The organism is Plantactinospora sp. B6F1, from assembly GCF_040120695.1.
Classification (GTDB): domain Bacteria; phylum Actinomycetota; class Actinomycetes; order Mycobacteriales; family Micromonosporaceae; genus Plantactinospora.
Window position 1 is genome coordinate 198799 of record NZ_JBEEAC010000002.1, and the last position, 15680, is coordinate 214478.

Sequence of the window (15680 nt, forward strand, 5' to 3'; positions counted from 1 at the left end):
TGGAAACCGTGGAAGCTGTGGATAACTGTGTGGAAACGGCGGTCCCGGTCAACCGTTCGGCCGACCCGGGGACCGCCGTACCGCCACTAGATGTCGAGGAACCGGACGTCCTTGGCGTTGCGCTGGATGAACGAGCGGCGTGCCTCCACGTCCTCGCCCATCAGGACGCTGAACAGCTCGTCGGCGGTGGCCGCGTCGTCCAGGGTGACCTGGCGGAGGGTGCGCGTCGCCGGGTTCATCGTGGTCTCCCACAGCTCCGGGTAGTTCATCTCGCCCAGACCCTTGAACCGCTGGATGTCGTCCGGCTTGGCGTTCGGCTTCTTCTGCTGGCGCAGCGCGATCAGCCCGTCCCGCTCCCGGTCGGAGTAGGCGTACTGGGCGTCGTCGCCCTTGCGGTTCCACTTGATCTTGTAGAGCGGCGGTGCGGCCAGGTAGACGTGCCCCAGCTCGACCAGCGGCCGCATGAACCGGAACAGCAGGGTCAGCAGCAGGGTCTGGATGTGCTGCCCGTCGACGTCGGCATCGGCCATCAGAACGATCTTGTGGTAGCGCAGCTTCTCGATGTCGAAGTCGTCGTGGATGCCGGTACCGAGCGCGGTGATCAGCGCCTGGACCTCGTTGTTTTTCAGCACCCGGTCGATGCGGGCCTTCTCCACGTTGAGGATCTTGCCCCGGATCGGCAGGATCGCCTGGGTACGCGGGTCCCGGCCCTGCTTCGCCGAGCCGCCCGCCGAGTCACCCTCGACGATGAACACCTCGGACTCGCGCGGATCGGTGGACTGGCAGTCAGCCAGCTTGCCCGGCATCGAGCCGGACTCCAGCAGCGACTTGCGCCGGGCCAGCTTGCGGGCCTGCTGTGCCGCGATCCGGGCCCGGGCCGCCTGGGTCGCCTTGGTGATGATCAGCTTGGCCTCGCCCGGGTTCCGGTCGAACCAGTCGATCAGCCACTCGTTGCAGACCCGCTGCACGAAGCTCTTCACCGGGGTGTTGCCGAGCTTGGTCTTGGTCTGCCCCTCGAACTGCGGGTTGGTCAGCTTGACCGAGATGATCGCCGCCAGCCCCTCCCGGATGTCTTCGCCGGAGAGCTTCTCGTCGTTCTTGAGCAGCTTCTTGTCCGCGCCGTACCGGTTGACCACGCTGGTCAACGCCGCCCGGAAGCCCTCCTCATGGGTACCGCCCTCGTGCGTGTTGATGGTGTTGGCGAAGGTGTAGACCGACTCGCCGTACGACTCGTTCCACTGCATGGCGATCTCGACCGACATCCCCTCCTCCTCGGCCCCGAACTCGACCACGGTCTTGTGGATCGGGCTCTTGGAGGCGTTGAGGTGGCGCACGAAGTCGGAGATGCCGTTCTTGTAGCAGAAGGTCACCTCGCGCGGCTTGCCGTCCTCCTCCTGCACCCGCTCGTCCCGGAGCTGGATGGTCAGCCCCCGGTTGAGGAAGGCGTACTCCTGGATCCGGCGGTAGATGGTTTCGAAGACGAAGTCGACGCTCTCGAAGACAGACGGGTCCGGCCAGAAGGAAACCGACGATCCGGTGATGTTGGTGGTCTCACCCTTCTCCAGCGGTGAGGGCTTGGAGTTGTGGTAGCTCTGACGCCAGACGTAGCCGTCCTTGTGGATCTCCACGAACATCCGGGTGGAGAGCGCGTTCACCACCGAGACACCGACGCCGTGCAGACCGCCGGAGACCGCGTACGCCTTGCCGTCGAACTTGCCGCCCGCGTGCAGCACGGTCAGCGCCACCTCGACGCCCGGCTTCTTCAGCTTCGGGTGCAGGTCGACGGGGAAACCCCGCCCGTTGTCGGTGACCCGGACCCCGCCGTCGGCGAGCAGCACCACCTCGATGGTGTCGCAGTAGCCGGCGAGCGCCTCGTCCACCGCGTTGTCGACGACCTCCCAGACCAGGTGGTGCAGACCCCGCTCACCGGTCGATCCGATGTACATACCGGGCCGCTTGCGGACGGCCTCCAGGCCCTCCAGAACGGTGATCGACTCGGCGCCGTACTCCTGCTTCTTCTGCGCTGCCACCTTGGCCACTTTCTCGCGCGTCCACACCCTGCGGGCGTGGCTGCGCGGGTTCGGTGGGCGGCCCGCGACAGGCGCGCGGACCGGCACCACGAGGAGTTCCGGGTACGGTCGAACGCGCCGGTCGCCGCGGCTGCCCACGGATCGCGATCGGCTCGGACCCGGTGCGGTGCCGGCCGGACCGATTCCGGGATCCGGATCCCGCTCCACACCGTGTCGTCGTCTCGCCGTCAATCCTACTGTGCCCAGATGACATATTGGGTATGCGGCACCCCTGCGCGGCGCCCTGAGAACCTCGTAGGCGGCCGTACCCCCTCGCCCACGACTCCCCCCACACGCCTGAGATCCAATCGGGGCCGGATCCGGGGGACCGTCCCGCCCTCACCGGCCGAGACCCCCCAGCCCGGCCGTCGGCGCCCGGTAGAGGTCAGGATGGGCGTACCCACCCGGGGGTCGCGCGGAGGGTGAGCGGTGCCGTAACTTGGCGACGCCGGAAGTAAGCTCCGTGGCCAGGATGCCCGGTAAGCGCATCGGGCGGTTCAACCGACCGGTTTCGTCAGGTGCATGGAGAGGTGACGCCCGATGGGGCTGGACAACGTCGCGGTGCGCTGGCCGCGGACCGGCCGCTTCTACGATCCGGTCGCTCCGGCCGAGTTCGTCGACTTCGGCGAGCTGGCCGACGCGCCCGAGGTGGCCGCGCCGACCGCGGCCCTCGCCGGTTACATCGCGAAGAACGGTTCGGTCCGGGCAACCGCCTACACCGAGCTGGTCGACCTGCTACTCGGGCTGGACGGGGTGCTCTACGCCACCGAGGCCGCGGCCGAGGACGAGGACCCGGTGATCGACCCGGACGGCTGCGCCTGGATAGCCGGCGGTCTGGAACGCTTCGTGGACGGGCACCGCGAACACGGCGAGTCCGTGACCTTCGACACGGTCAGCGCCGTACTGCGGGCCGCGCTGGCCGACGGCCGCCTGGCCGAGCAGCAACTGCGCTGGCTGGACAGCCGGCTCGACGCACTGCGCGACGAGTCCGGGGCGCCGCCGCAGTGGAGCTTCCCCCGCTCCGAGCTGGCCGTACTGGCCGGTTTCTACCGCAGGTGCGCCGAACGCGGCTTCGCCGTCTACGCCGACTCCTGACCGTTCCCCCGCCACCGGCGACTCAGCCGTAGGTGTCCCGGGGGCCACGGCCGAGCACCCGTCGCGGACCCCGGGACCAGGACGGCGCCGTCGGGCCGTGCACGTGCAGCCGACGGACCACGCCGTGCCCGACCTCGGCGGCGATCCGCCGCAGCAGCGAGCCGGCGAGCAGCCGGAGCTGCGTCGCCCACGCCGTCGACTCGGCCTCGACCGTGAGTTCGCCGTTCTCCAGCTTCACCGGGCGGCTGTGCTCGGCCACGTCCGGGCCGACCACCCGCTCCCAGGCGCCGAAGACGGTCGCCTCGGCGGCCGGCTGCTGCCAGCCCCGGGCCTTCACCAGCCGGGCCAGCACCGTACCCAGCAACTGCGGATCCCGGGGATCTGGCCCGGGTCCGGAGTAGCCGCGCGGCCGGCGCCGCTGCCCGCCCGCCCGGCCACCGGCCGAGCCGGCACCGCCCGCCGCGCCGTCGGCCGCCGGGTCCGCGTCCAGGTCGCCTCCCTCCGGGGTACGCCGACGCGGGCCGGACGCCCTCCGCTTGGCGAGTGCGGCATCGAGGACCGCCCGGGCCAGCGCCGGGCCGGCCAGCTCGCCGTCTCCGGCCGCCGTCGGGTCGGCCTGGGCACCCGCCGACTCGGTCGGGTCGGGGGCACCCGCCGACTCGGTCGGGTCGGGCCGGGCCGGGCCGGGCGTCGTAGCACGCGGCCGGTCCCGATCGGCCGGCGCCCGCACCGGACGGGACGCCCCCGGGTCAGTCGTCACGGGACACCCGCCCGTCCGAGACCTCGTACCGGGCGCCCCGCAGCGCCTGCGGTACGTCGTCGGCGACCGCGCAGGTCACCAGGAGCTGGCTGGCCCCCGCGACCAGTTCGGCAAGACGATCCCGGCGGCCACTGTCCAGCTCGGCGAAGACGTCGTCGAGCACCAGCACCGGTTCGACGCCGTCGGCGCGGAGCAGGTCGTAGCCGGCGAGCCGGAGCGCCAGCGCGTACGACCAGGACTCGCCGTGGCTGGCGTACCCCCGGGCGGGCAGGGCGCCGAGGGTGAGGGTCAGCTCGTCGCGGTGTGGCCCGACCAGTGTCATGCCACGGTCGATCTCCGCCGACCGGGCCTCGGCCAGCGCGGTCGACAGTGCCGCCTCCAGCGTCGACCGGTCCGGCACCGGGTCGGTCAACTCCACCGACGGCCGGTACGCGATCGACGCCGCGCCGCGCCCCGCCGCCACCGCGTCGTACGCCTTCGTCACGTGCGGGCCGAGCGCGGCAACCAGCTCCAGCCGGCCGGCCAGCAACTCCGCCCCGTGCCGGGCCAGGTGGGTGTCCCAGACCGCCAGGGTCGACAGGTCGCCGCCGCCCTCGGCCGCTCGCTCGGGGTCGGCGCGGGCGGCCCGTCCCCGCCCACCGGCGGTCTTCCGGGCCAGATAGGCGGTACGCAGCAGCGCGTTGCGCTGCTTCACCACCCGCTCGTAGTCGGTGCGGACGGCGGCGTACCGCGGCATCCGGGTGACCAGCAGGTCATCGAGGTAGCGCCGTCGCTCGGCCGGGTCGCCCCGGACCAGTTCCAGGTCTTCCGGGGCGAAGAGCACCAGCCGCAGCGCACCGAGCACGTCTCGGGCCCGGCGAGCGGGCGAACGGTTCAACCGGGCCCGGTTGGCCCGGCCCGGCGCGATCTCCAGCTCGACCAGCAGCTCCCGGCCGTCGTGCACGATCGCGCACCGGAGCACCGCCGTCGCGGCACCGGCCCGGACCAGCGGGGCGTCGGTGGCGACCCGGTGGCTGGCCAGGGTCGCGACGTAGCCGAGCGCCTCGACGAGGTTGGTCTTGCCCACCCCGTTCGGGCCGACGAACACGTTCCCACCCGGCTCCAGGTCGACCCCGACCCGCTCGTACGAGCGGAAGTCGACCAGTTCGAGCCGGCGGACGTACACGGGTCAGTACTTGCGGACGGCGTGCCCGCCGAACTGCTGACGCAGTGCGGAGACGGCCTTCAGCGCCGGCGAGTCCTCCTGGCGGGAGGCGAACCGGGCGAAGAGCGCGGCGGTGATGACGTTCAGCGGTACGGCGAGCCGGACCGCCTCGTCCACCGTCCAGCGTCCCTCGCCGGTGTCCTCGGTGTAGTCGCTGAGCTGGGCCAGCTCCGGGTCCTCGTCGAGAGCCCGGTCGAGCAGGTCGAGCAGCCAGGACCGGACCACGGTGCCGTCCCGCCAGGACTTGAAGACACCCGGCACGTTGGTCACCAGTTCGGAGGCGGTGAGCAGCTCGTAGCCCTCGGCGTAGGCCTGCATCAGGCCGTACTCGATGCCGTTGTGCACCATCTTGGCGTAGTGCCCGGCGCCGACCGGTCCGGCGTGCACGAAGCCGAACTCGCCCTCCGGCTTGAGCGCGTCGAAGATCGGCATCAGCCGTCCGACGTGCTGCTCGTCGCCGCCGACCATCAGGCCGTAGCCGCTCTCCCGCCCCCAGATGCCGCCGGAGACCCCGACGTCGATGTAGCCGAGGCCGTGCCGGTCGAGCTTCTCCGCCCGGGGCAGGTCGTCACTGAACTTGGAGTTGCCACCGTCGATGACGATGTCTCCGGCCGAGAGAACCTCGATCAGCCCGTCGACGGTCGACTCGGTGTAGGCCACCGGCACCATCACCCAGACCGCCCGGGGTGCGGCCAGCTTCTCGGCCAACTCCGCCAGGCTCGCCACGTCGGACAGCGCCGGGTTCTGGTCGTAGCCGATCACCTCGTGCCCGGCGGCGCGCAGTCGCTCGCGCATGTTGCCGCCCATTCGGCCGAGGCCCACCAGGCCGAGTTGCATGAACTTTCCTTCCAGAACCGGTGCGATCAGCGGGTGACCCTGATCGGCATGATCAGATAGCGATAGCCGGGGATGATTTCCCCGTCCTCCCCGGAGGGGGAGATCACCGCGGGTTTGAAGGCGTCGACGAAGGTGAAGACCGCGAGCGCCGAGCCGAGGTTCTGGAGTCCGTCGATCAGGTACTGCGGGTTGAAGCCGATGGTCAGCGGCTCCCCGGTGAAGGTGGCGTCCATCGCCTCGCTCGCCCGGGCCTCCTCGGTGCTGCCGGCCTCGACGACGAGGCCGTCCGAGCTGAAGTTGAGCAGCACCGGCGTGGTCCGGCCGCCGACCAACGACACCCGCTTGACGACCTCGACGAGTGCGGAAACCGCGACCCGGGCCTCCGCGTTGGAGCTGGCGGGGAAGAGCGACCGCACCGGCGGGTAGTTGGCGCCGTCCAGCAGCCGGCTGGTGGTCCGACGGGTACCGCCGGCGAACCCGATCAGCCCCTCACCGGCGGCGCCCTGGGCGAGCGCCATCGTGACGTCGCCGCCGAGCGGCCCGAGGGCCTTGGCGGTGTCGTGCAGGGTCCGGGCCGGCACCAGCGCGTTGATGCTGACCTCCGGGTCGTCCGGCCGCCACTCGATCTCGCGCAGCGCCAGCCGGTAGCGGTCGGTGGCGAGCATCGCCAGGGTCGAGCCGTTCAGCTCGATGCGTACCCCGGTCATCATCGGCAGCGTCTCGTCCCGGCCGGCGGCGATCGCGACCTGGCCGACCGCGGCGGCAAAGGTGGCCGCGTCGATGGTGCCGGCGCTGCCCGGCATCTCCGGCAGGGTCGGGTAGTCCTCGACCGGCATCGTCGGCAGGGTGAACCGGGCACTGCCGCAGACCAGTTCCAGGTGCGCCCCGGCGGCGGCGATGTCCACCGGCTTCGCGGGCAGCGCCTTGGTGATCTCGGCCAGCAGCCGGCCGGAGACCAGGGCCGCCCCCTCCGCCTCGCTCTGCACGTCGACGGTCACCTGGCTGGACACCTCGTAGTCGAAGCCCGAGACGTGCAACCCGCCCTCACCGACCCGGAGCAGTACGCCGGCCAGCACCGGGACCGAGGGACGGTTGGGCAGACTCTTCGCGGTCCACGCCACGGCGTCGGCGAGCGCGTCACGCTCCACGCGGAACTTCATGCCATGCCTCCGGGTCGACGTCAGCGACAACTGTCTCATGCCGGCGGCCGCCTTCCGGCCCCGCCAACCGTGCGGGTCTTCCTCGCACCTTAGGACCCGGTCGCATCGGCTGTGCGTCCGGCCCCGGTACTTCGGCAGATCCTGACCCGTGGGTACGACGGATCAAAAGAGTCCACAGGATGCCCAACGCCGATGATTGGTTTTTGTTCTCTTGAAGAGATAACTCAATCGTCTTCATCGGTGCTGTGCAAACTGTGGAGAGGCGACCTCTGCGCAGGTCAGCGCTTTGTCCACCGGTGTACGAGGTGTGGACAACCGGGGTCGGAACCGGGGTCGCGATCCACAGGCACCGCCGTCCGCGAAGTTGTCCACGCTTGTCCACCGGTCATCCACCGGGTTACCCACCGGCTTTTCCCCATCTGTGGGTACAGCCGGACAAAGATCGATAGGCACTGTCCCCAGAACCTTCAACAGCCCGTACACAGGCCGCCGCGACCGGTGGACAACTCCGTAACCGTCGGTAACTGTCCACACACGTTTCCCCAACCCTTGTCCACAGGTTGTGGGTTCTCCGTCGGAGGCCGAACCGAGGTTATCCACCGACGGTGGACAACCGGCTGTGGACAGCCTGGGTACAACGGACCGCCCGTGCACGACGGGACGCCTCCCGGCCCTGCCGCGACGCCACCTCCGGCGGCAGCTCCGGTCCGGTGCCACCCGATCGGCGGTACGACCGGCCGGGGACCGGACCGAGGGCCGGGTACGACCGAGGGCCGGGTACGGACCGGTGCGGCCCGTACCCGGCCCTCGCGGGTCCGGTTGGTCGGGTCAGGTGTTCTGCTTGATCCGGTTGGTCAGCTCGGCGATCTGGTTGTAGAGCGAGCGGCGTTCCGCCATCTGCTGCCGGATCTTCCGGTCGGCGTGCATCACGGTGGTGTGGTCACGCCCGCCGAACGCCTGGCCGATCCGGGGCAGCGACAGGTCGGTCAGCTCCCGGCACAGGTACATCGCCACCTGTCGGGCGTTGACGAGTACCCGGGACCGGGACTGCCCGCGCAGGTCCTCCAGGCTCACCCCGAAGTAGTCTGCGGTGGAGATCATGATCTGGTCGGCGGTGATCTCCGGCCCGGAGCCGTCCGGGATGAAGTCCCGGAGCACCTCCTCGGCCAGTGCGAGCTCGACCGGTGACCGGGTCAGCGACGCGAACGCGGTGACCCGGATCAGCGCCCCCTCGAGTTCCCGGATCGAGTTGGCGATCCGGGAGGCGATGAACTCCAGCACGTCCGGCGGGGCGAAGAGCCGCTCCTGGGCCGCCTTCTTCTGCAGGATCGCGATCCGGGTCTCCAGGTCGGGCGGCTGGATGTCGGCGAGCAGCCCCCACTCGAACCGGGTACGCAGCCGGTCCTCCAGCGTCGCCAGGTCCTTCGGCTTCCGGTCCGAGGTGATCACGATCTGCTTGTTGGCGTTGTGCAGGGTGTTGAAGGTGTGGAAGAACTCCTCCTGGGTCCGCTCGCGGTTCTCCAGGAACTGGATGTCGTCGATCAGCAGGATGTCGACGTCCCGGTAGCGGCGCTGGAACGCACTCGTCTTGTCGTCCCGCAGCGAGTTGATGAAGTCGTTGGTGAACTCCTCGGTCGAGACGTACCGGACCGAGCGGGCGTTGCCCAACGTCGTCGCGTAGTGCCCGATGGCGTGCAGCAGGTGGGTCTTGCCCAGGCCGGAACTGCCGTAGATGAACAGCGGGTTGTACGCCTTGGCCGGTGACTCGGCGACCGCGACCGACGCCGCGTGGGCGAACCGGTTGGACGAGCCGATCACGAAAGTCTCGAACATGTACTTTGGGTTGAGCCGGTTGCCGCCGACGTCCCCGGCCCCGCCCACCCCGCCCGGCCGGCGGTCGTCCCGGCCACCCGGCCGGTGTAGGGCGTTGCCGCCGCCCCGACCCGGACCGTTGTCCGGCCCGCCGTCCCGACCCGGTCCGAGCCGTCCGGCGCCGTCCCGGGTGTCGTGGTACCGGCGGTCGGCCGGCCGGTGGTCCCCGAACTGGCCGAGGTCCCCGGTCTCGCCCCCCCGCTCGTCGAAGCCCCGCCGGTCCTGGTGCGGAGCGCTCGGCCGGTACGGCTCCGGGTACGGCGCGCTGAACAGCGGCTCCTGTCCGTCCCGGCTGGCCGGGATCAGGTTGCCCCGGGCGGTGTCGTGGCGTCCGGCACCACCGGGAGGCACCTGCGCCGAGCCGGTGAACGTCGGCGGCTTACGGCCGTCGGCCTGGTCCGGCACCGGGTTCCGGCGCTCGGGCGCCTCAGGGCCGGCACCGGCCGGAAACTCCTGCTCGGGTCGGACCGGGTACTCCCGCTCGGACTCACCGGGGAACCCGCCGGGAAAGCGGAGCGGCTCGGCCCGGTATCCGCCGGGCGGGTCGGGGTCGGCGTACCCGGCGGGATCCGGGTCGTAGCCGGCCGACGCGTCGGCACCGTCGTGTCCACCGGGCTGGTCGGCGCCGCCCGAATAGCCGGGCGCACCGCCGGGGACGGGATACCCCGCGGGTACGGCCGTCCCCGCCGGTTCGGTGCCGGCCGGATAGCCGGAGCCGGCCGGGCGGGACTGACCGTCCTCCGGCGGCCGTACGGTGACCGCCACCTGGACGGCCCGGCCCAGCCGGCGGGAGAGCGCCTCGGTGATCGCCGGGCGGAGTCGCGACTCGATCACGTCCCGGGTGAAGGCGTCCGGTACGGAGAGCAGCGCGGTGTCCTCGATGATGGTGTGCAACCGGGTGAGCCGGAGATAGGCGCGCTGCTGGGCCGAGATGATCTCGTCTGCCAGCTCCTCGGTCGTCGCCGCCCACACCGCGCCAAGGTCGATCGTGTCGGCCACCGTCGCGCCACCCCCATCGCCTCTGCGTCTCCGGCCGCCGTTGTCGTTCCAGTCGACCGTTCCAGGCTTGCTGACGTGCTCGAACAGGCACGACGCGGCGCTCGGCGGTTGCCGGCGCCGTCCACAGGTTATCCACAGCCTGTGTATCGACCGATTGTGTCGCCCGGCCGGGCGGCCGTGTCGTCGGCCCCCGGCTCGACCGGCGTTGACGCGGGTTCATCTGTCGAACGATCGACGAGCTTGTCCGGTTTTGCCCGCCAGCGGCATCCCCACCCCTTGACGCTGACGTGCAATCGGGCACGCTAACAGCGTTGTCCACAACCCTTCAACCGTCAGTCCCGAGGAGACCTGTCGACATCAGCGAAAACCCCGCCGACCGTCCTCGGCCCGGCGACGGTCACCGATCATGGTCGTTTGACGGCGGTTGTTGGGCTGCGTAGGCTCCAACGGTTGCTCTCCCACCCCTCTGCTAGGGTGACGGGAGACTGTTGACCGCGGCCCGACACAGGCCGTCGCTGATGCCTGGACGGCATCGGCACCCGGCCGTCCCGGCGGTCGACGCCTGACAATCACACGACCCCGCTGTCGCACGACCGGGGCGTACGACGACGGAGAGCCTGACGTGAGCAAGCGCACCTTCCAGCCGAACAACCGCCGGCGCGCGAAGACCCACGGCTTCCGGCTGCGCATGCGCACCCGGGCTGGTCGCGCCATCATCGCGGCCCGCCGTGGCAAGGGTCGCACCCGCCTGTCGGCCTGACGGCTGGCAGGGCCGATCCGGGGATGTAGGCAGTCGTGCTGGCGGCCGCACAGCGACTGCGGCGCAGCAGTGACTTCGCCGCGGCGATCCGGGGTGGGCGTCGTGCCGGTCGAGGATCCGTGGTGGTCCATCTCGATCCGGCCGGTGACCCCGGTCCACCTTCTTTCCCGATGACCACGACGACATCGCAGCCGGCTCGCAGCGCCGGCGCGGGAGATCAGCCCGCGCCGGCCCGGGCCGGCTTCGTCGTCTCCAAGGCGGTGGGTGGCGCGGTGGTCCGGAACAGGGTCCGGCGTCGGCTGCGACACCTGGTCCGCGATCGGCTGCCGGGCCTGCCGGCCGGCACGACCCTGGTGGTACGCGCACTTCCCGGCGCCGCCGAGGTCTCCTACGCCCGGCTCGGCGCCGACCTGGACGCCGCGATCGCGGCGGCGCTCGCGCCCCGGAAGTCCCCCCGGCGGTCCCGATGACGGCGCCGCCCGACGGTACGCCGGGAATGACACTCGGTGCCCGAGTGCTGGCCGGAGCCATCGTCGCGTACCGTCGTTGGATAAGCCCGGCGCTGCCGGCCCGCTGTCGGTTCTACCCGTCGTGCAGCGCGTACGCCCTGGAGGGGGTCGCGCGGCACGGTGCGCTCAGGGGAGCCGTCCTGGCGGTCCGGCGGCTGTTGCGCTGCCACCCCTTCCACCCCGGTGGATTTGACCCGGTACCGGAGCCGGGCGCACGCCGCCATGCCGATGTGACTGGAGCCCCGAATTGAGTCTCGACTGGATCTACTGGGCGATCTCGTGGGTCCTGCTGAGCTGGCACTCCGCCTGGGACGCCATCGGAGTGTCGGAGAACGCGGTCCTGGGCACCAACTGGTCCTGGATCCTGGCGATCATCTTCCTGGTGGTCACCCTGCGGGTGGTCCTCTTCCCGATCTTCGTCAAGCAGATCAAGTCGCAGCGGGCGATGCAGGCGCTCCAGCCCCAGCTCAAGGCCCTCCAGGAGAAGCACAAGGGTGACCGGGAGACGCTCCAGAAGGAGATGATGGAGCTCTACCGGAGGGAGAAGGCCAACCCGCTGATGGGCTGCCTTCCGATCTTCCTGCAGGCTCCGGTCTTCATCGGCCTCTTCCACGTGCTGCGCCGGCTCAGCCCGACGAACGAGCAGAAGACCCTGTACGGCTGGACCGAGACGCAGTTTGAGAGCGCGACCCACGCCCGGCTCTTCGACGTGCCGATCGCCGCCAAGTTCGGCTCCACCGCGGCGGAACTGGCCCAGCTGAACGCCAGCGGCACCTCGGTGAAGATCCTGGCCGGCGTCCTGGTCGCCATCATGATCGCCACCACCTACCTGACCAGCCGGCAGATGATCCTGAAGACCGGGTGGGCCGAGGACCCGCAGCAGCGCATGATCCAGCGACTGATGCTCTACGGCATCCCCGCCTCGCTGCTGGTCTCCGGCGCGATCTTCCCGATCGGTGTGGTCATCTACTGGGTCACCAACAACCTCTTCACCCTCGGCCAGCAGCAGTGGGTGCTGCGCAAGTACCCGCCGCCGCCGACCCCCGGCCGGCTGCCGAAGCCGGGCGAGTCGGCTGCCCGGCGTACCACCGGAACCGCAGGCGGCACCCGCCGGGGCACCGACGCCCGCAAGCCGGTGCAGCCCGGCAAGCCGGCGAAGCCCGCCGGACGGTTCGGGCGGTCCAAGGCCAACGGCGCGCAGCCGGAGAAGCCGGCCGTCGACACGAAGGCGCTGGCTCCCAAGCCGGGCGCCAAGCCGGTCAACCCCAAGAAGGGGCGTCCGGCGAAGCGTCAGGGTTGACGCGACCGGCCACCGACCGCGACTGTCGATCGGTGGCCGGGTAGGACTTCGGGCCGTGCTGCCACACCAGCGCTGGCGCCGGCCGGAATCCGCCGCGCCCCGTGACGTCGGGCATCGTTGCCCGTGCAGACGTGCCCGTGGCACTCGGCGATCTCCCGTCGGGCCCGGGAAACCAGCGGGACCGTACGGTCCGGCAGAGAGAGTACGGAGATGAGACGGTGACCGACACCAGTATTCCGCGCGCCGAGCAGCCCACCGGCGACGCTGACCCGGTCCTGCCGGCGGGCTCGCCCGAGGACGCCGAAACCACCTCGGCCGCTGCGGTCGCCGAGGACAACGCGGACGCCGGCCCGGAGCAGGACGACGACGTGGAGGGCGACGAGGTCGAGCAGGGCGGCAACAACGGCGGAAAGCCGGCAGCGGCGACCAGCGACGCCGACCTGTTCCGGCAGAGCGAGATAGCCGCCGACTACGTCGAAGGGCTGCTCGACATCCTCGACTACGACGGCGACATCGACGAGTTGGTCTCCGCCGGCCGGCCGGTGGTCGAGGTGGTCGGCGGGCGCCTGCAGGCGCTGGTCGGGCAGCGCGGCGCCACCCTGGAGGCACTCCAGGAGCTGACCCGGCTCGCCGTGTTCCGGCAGACCGGAACGCCCAGCCGGCTGCTGCTGGACGTCGGTGGCTACCGGGCGACCCGCCGCAAGGAGCTTTCCGCCGTCGCCAAGAACGCGGTCGAGAAGGTCAAGCAGCACGGCGAGGCCGTCCGGCTGGAGCCGATGTCCGCCTTCGAGCGCAAGTGCGTGCACGACGTGGTGAACGCCATCGCCGGGGTGGAGAGCGAGTCCGAGGGCGTCGAGCCGAACCGCCGGATCGTCGTACGACCGGTCGACTGAGCGGTCGATGACCCACCGATCGGTTTCCGGCCCGGGTGGCGAACCGCCGCCCGGGCCGTCGCCTGTTCCGGGCGGAGACGACGGGTCCCCTGCCGTGCCGCTTCCGGCGGAACTCGTCGAGCCGGCCCGTACCCTCTTCGGGGATCGGCTTCCGCTCGCCGTCGCGTACGCGGAACTGCTGGCCGGCCCGGGCGTACTGCGTGGCTTGATCGGCCCCCGTGAGACGCCCCGGATCTGGGATCGGCACCTGCTCAACTGCGCGGCGGTGGTGGAACTGCTGCCGGTCGACGCCTCCGTCGTGGACGTCGGCTCCGGCGCCGGGCTCCCGGGAATCGTCCTCGCGATCGCCCGGCGGGACCTGGCCGTCACACTGGTCGAGCCGCTGGCCCGGCGAGCGGTGTTCCTGGCCGAGGTGGTCGCCGCGCTCGACCTCGCGGACACCGTCACAGTGGTCCGGGCCAGGGCGGAGGAACTTGCCGCGAGCCGGCGCGAGGGTACCGGCGCTCGGCGACGGCGGGGTGGTCGCGCCAACCGTCCGTCGGTGGTGGAGGCCGACGGGCCGCTCTCCGTCGAGGCCGGCGGCCCGCTCGACCTGGCGAACCTCCCGGCGGGGTTGCGGGTGCCCGCCGATGTCGTGACGGCTCGCGCCGTCGCTCCGCTCGACCGGCTCGCCGGCTGGTGCCTTCCGCTCGCCGTGCCCGGTGGACGCCTGCTGGCGCTCAAGGGAGCCAGCGCCGCCGAGGAGGTGGCCGAGCACGCCGACGCGGTACGCCGGCTCGGCGGAGCGCCGCCGATCGTCCGGCAGGCCGGCCGCGGGGTGGTCGACCCGCCGACGACAGTTGTGGAGGTGGTCCGGGAGCGTGCCGGCCGAATGCCGGCACCGGGTGCGTCGGTCGGCCGGCGCGGTCGTCCGACCCCGGGCCGCGGCCGACAGGACCGTCCCGGTGAGGCGTCGACGCTCTGACGGAGGCGTCGTCGCCGCCGGCAGCGGCAGGCGGCCGGGACTGTTTCGATGTATGTCGAAAGATTACCGGCTCTTCGGTTGAGGGTTCGTATGCCGACACGTTGGGCGCACGGTCCGGCCGGGTTGCGCCTGCCCCAGCTACGTCCGGGCCCATGTACTCGGCAAGGATGTCGCACCGGTGGCGCCGCCGGGCGTCCGTAGGGTGGGCATCGTGCTCGGGATGAACTTCGGCAACGCCCTCGACGCGCCGCCGGGCGAAGGGCTCGAACTGTCCGAGCGCTACTTCGAGGCGGTGCGCCAGGCCGGCTTCGACACCGTGCGGCTGCCAGCCCGGTGGGCCGGGCACGCCGCGCGCACTGCGCCGTACCCGATCGATCCTGTGTTCTTCGCCCGCGTCGACCGGGCCGTCGGTCTGGCGCTCGCCCATGAACTCGCCGTGGTCCTCGACCTGCACCACTTCCACGAGATGCAGGACGACCCGGCGGGCAACACCGACCTGTTCCTCGCGTTGTGGCGGCAGATCGCCACCCGGTATGCCGACCGGCCGTCGCGGTTGTGGTTCGAGTTACTGAACGAGCCACGCCCGCCGATGACAGACGAGCAGTGGAACGCGCTGGTTGAGCCCGCGCTGGCGGTCGTACGCGAGTCCAACCCGACCCGGACGGTGGTCGTCGGACCCACGGCGATGAACGACCTTGCCGTGCTGCCGGCGCTGCGCCTGCCCGACGACCCACACCTGGCAGTGACCATCCACTACTACGCACCGTTCGCCTTCACCCACCAGGGCGCGCACTGGGTTGCCGGCGCCGACAGGTGGCTCGGCACGAGCTGGGGCAGCGCGGCCGACCTGGCGGCCGTCGAGGCGGACCTGCGCCGCGCAGCCGATTGGGCCGGCGATGCCGGGCAGCGGCTCTTCATCGGGGAGTTCGGCGCGTACGAGCGAGCCGACCCGGCGGCCCGCGCCCGATGGACCCGCGCCGTGCGCCAGACAGCCGAGAGGCTCGGCATCGGCTGGATCTACTGGGAGTTCGGCACCGACTTCGGCGCGTACGACCCGGCCGCTGACGCCTGGCGGGAGCCGCTGAAGGAGGCGCTGCTCGGGCCCGACCGCGGCACGGCCACGCCCAGCTGAGCCTCCCTACGGCAATCCTGAAACTACGCACCCGCACCGCGACCACCCGACGCCACCGCGGACACCTCAACCCCGCTCAACTTCGACGAGCCAGATTTCCGGGGTTCTCTGCCACATCGAGTTCGC

General features: G+C 71.2%; 14 protein-coding genes. 8 read left to right on the forward strand and 6 right to left on the reverse strand.

Annotated elements, in window-relative coordinates:
- Window positions 1-86 precede the first annotated feature (86 nt).
- Window positions 87-2030 (reverse strand): DNA topoisomerase (ATP-hydrolyzing) subunit B, encoded by a 1944-nt coding sequence (gyrB, locus tag ABNF97_RS04070; protein ID WP_130461241.1) that lies wholly within the window; start codon window positions 2028-2030, stop codon window positions 87-89.
- A 579-nt stretch (window positions 2031-2609) separates the two neighbouring features.
- On the opposite strand from gyrB, the gene ABNF97_RS04075 reads away from it, so the two are divergent.
- Complete coding sequence (locus tag ABNF97_RS04075) at window positions 2610-3164, forward strand: hypothetical protein (protein WP_130461242.1); 555 nt, start codon at window positions 2610-2612, stop codon at window positions 3162-3164.
- Between the two features lie 22 nt (window positions 3165-3186).
- Here the strand turns inward: ABNF97_RS04075 and ABNF97_RS04080 are convergent, their stop codons facing one another.
- From ABNF97_RS04080 to dnaA, 5 genes are all read right to left on the reverse strand, one after another.
- On the reverse strand, window positions 3187-3894 hold the full coding sequence (locus ABNF97_RS04080; RefSeq protein ID WP_502930448.1) for a DciA family protein: 708 nt from the start codon (window positions 3892-3894) through the stop codon (window positions 3187-3189).
- 19 nt (window positions 3895-3913) lie between these two features.
- Window positions 3914-5089 (reverse strand): DNA replication/repair protein RecF, encoded by a 1176-nt coding sequence (gene recF / locus ABNF97_RS04085; RefSeq protein WP_130461243.1) that lies wholly within the window; start codon window positions 5087-5089, stop codon window positions 3914-3916.
- A 3-nt stretch (window positions 5090-5092) separates the two neighbouring features.
- Entirely contained in the window at window positions 5093-5965 is an 873-nt protein-coding gene (gene gnd / locus ABNF97_RS04090; RefSeq protein WP_130461244.1) for a phosphogluconate dehydrogenase (NAD(+)-dependent, decarboxylating), read from the reverse strand.
- A gap of 26 nt (window positions 5966-5991) precedes the next feature.
- A complete protein-coding gene (dnaN, locus tag ABNF97_RS04095) occupies window positions 5992-7125 on the reverse strand; it encodes a DNA polymerase III subunit beta (RefSeq protein ID WP_349337696.1) in 1134 nt (377 codons plus the stop codon).
- Window positions 7126-7953: 828 nt separating this feature from the next.
- Complete coding sequence (gene dnaA / locus ABNF97_RS04100) at window positions 7954-9996, reverse strand: chromosomal replication initiator protein DnaA (RefSeq protein WP_349337697.1); 2043 nt, start codon at window positions 9994-9996, stop codon at window positions 7954-7956.
- A gap of 622 nt (window positions 9997-10618) precedes the next feature.
- Between dnaA and rpmH the strand changes: the two genes are divergently transcribed.
- From rpmH to ABNF97_RS04135, 7 genes are all read left to right on the forward strand, one after another.
- A complete protein-coding gene (gene rpmH / locus ABNF97_RS04105) occupies window positions 10619-10756 on the forward strand; it encodes a 50S ribosomal protein L34 (protein ID WP_101368834.1) in 138 nt (45 codons plus the stop codon).
- 35 nt (window positions 10757-10791) lie between these two features.
- Window positions 10792-11226: a ribonuclease P protein component gene (gene rnpA, locus ABNF97_RS04110; protein WP_130461247.1), complete on the forward strand. Its 435-nt coding sequence runs from the start codon at window positions 10792-10794 to the stop codon at window positions 11224-11226.
- Entirely contained in the window at window positions 11223-11516 is a 294-nt protein-coding gene (gene yidD / locus ABNF97_RS04115; RefSeq protein WP_486484511.1) for a membrane protein insertion efficiency factor YidD, read from the forward strand. The genes rnpA and yidD overlap by 4 nt, the downstream gene beginning before the upstream one ends.
- Window positions 11513-12565 (forward strand): membrane protein insertase YidC, encoded by a 1053-nt coding sequence (yidC, locus tag ABNF97_RS04120; protein ID WP_130461248.1) that lies wholly within the window; start codon window positions 11513-11515, stop codon window positions 12563-12565. The genes yidD and yidC overlap by 4 nt, the downstream gene beginning before the upstream one ends.
- Before the next feature lie 218 nt (window positions 12566-12783).
- Complete coding sequence (locus ABNF97_RS04125; protein ID WP_349337698.1) at window positions 12784-13458, forward strand: Jag family protein; 675 nt, start codon at window positions 12784-12786, stop codon at window positions 13456-13458.
- 7 nt (window positions 13459-13465) lie between these two features.
- On the forward strand, window positions 13466-14422 hold the full coding sequence (locus ABNF97_RS04130; RefSeq protein ID WP_502930437.1) for a 16S rRNA (guanine(527)-N(7))-methyltransferase RsmG: 957 nt from the start codon (window positions 13466-13468) through the stop codon (window positions 14420-14422).
- Window positions 14423-14642: 220 nt separating this feature from the next.
- Window positions 14643-15554 carry a glycoside hydrolase family 5 protein gene (locus ABNF97_RS04135; protein WP_349337845.1) on the forward strand — a complete coding sequence of 304 codons (912 nt, stop codon included), beginning with the start codon at window positions 14643-14645 and terminating at the stop codon, window positions 15552-15554.
- The last annotated feature ends 126 nt before the right edge of the window (window positions 15555-15680 follow it).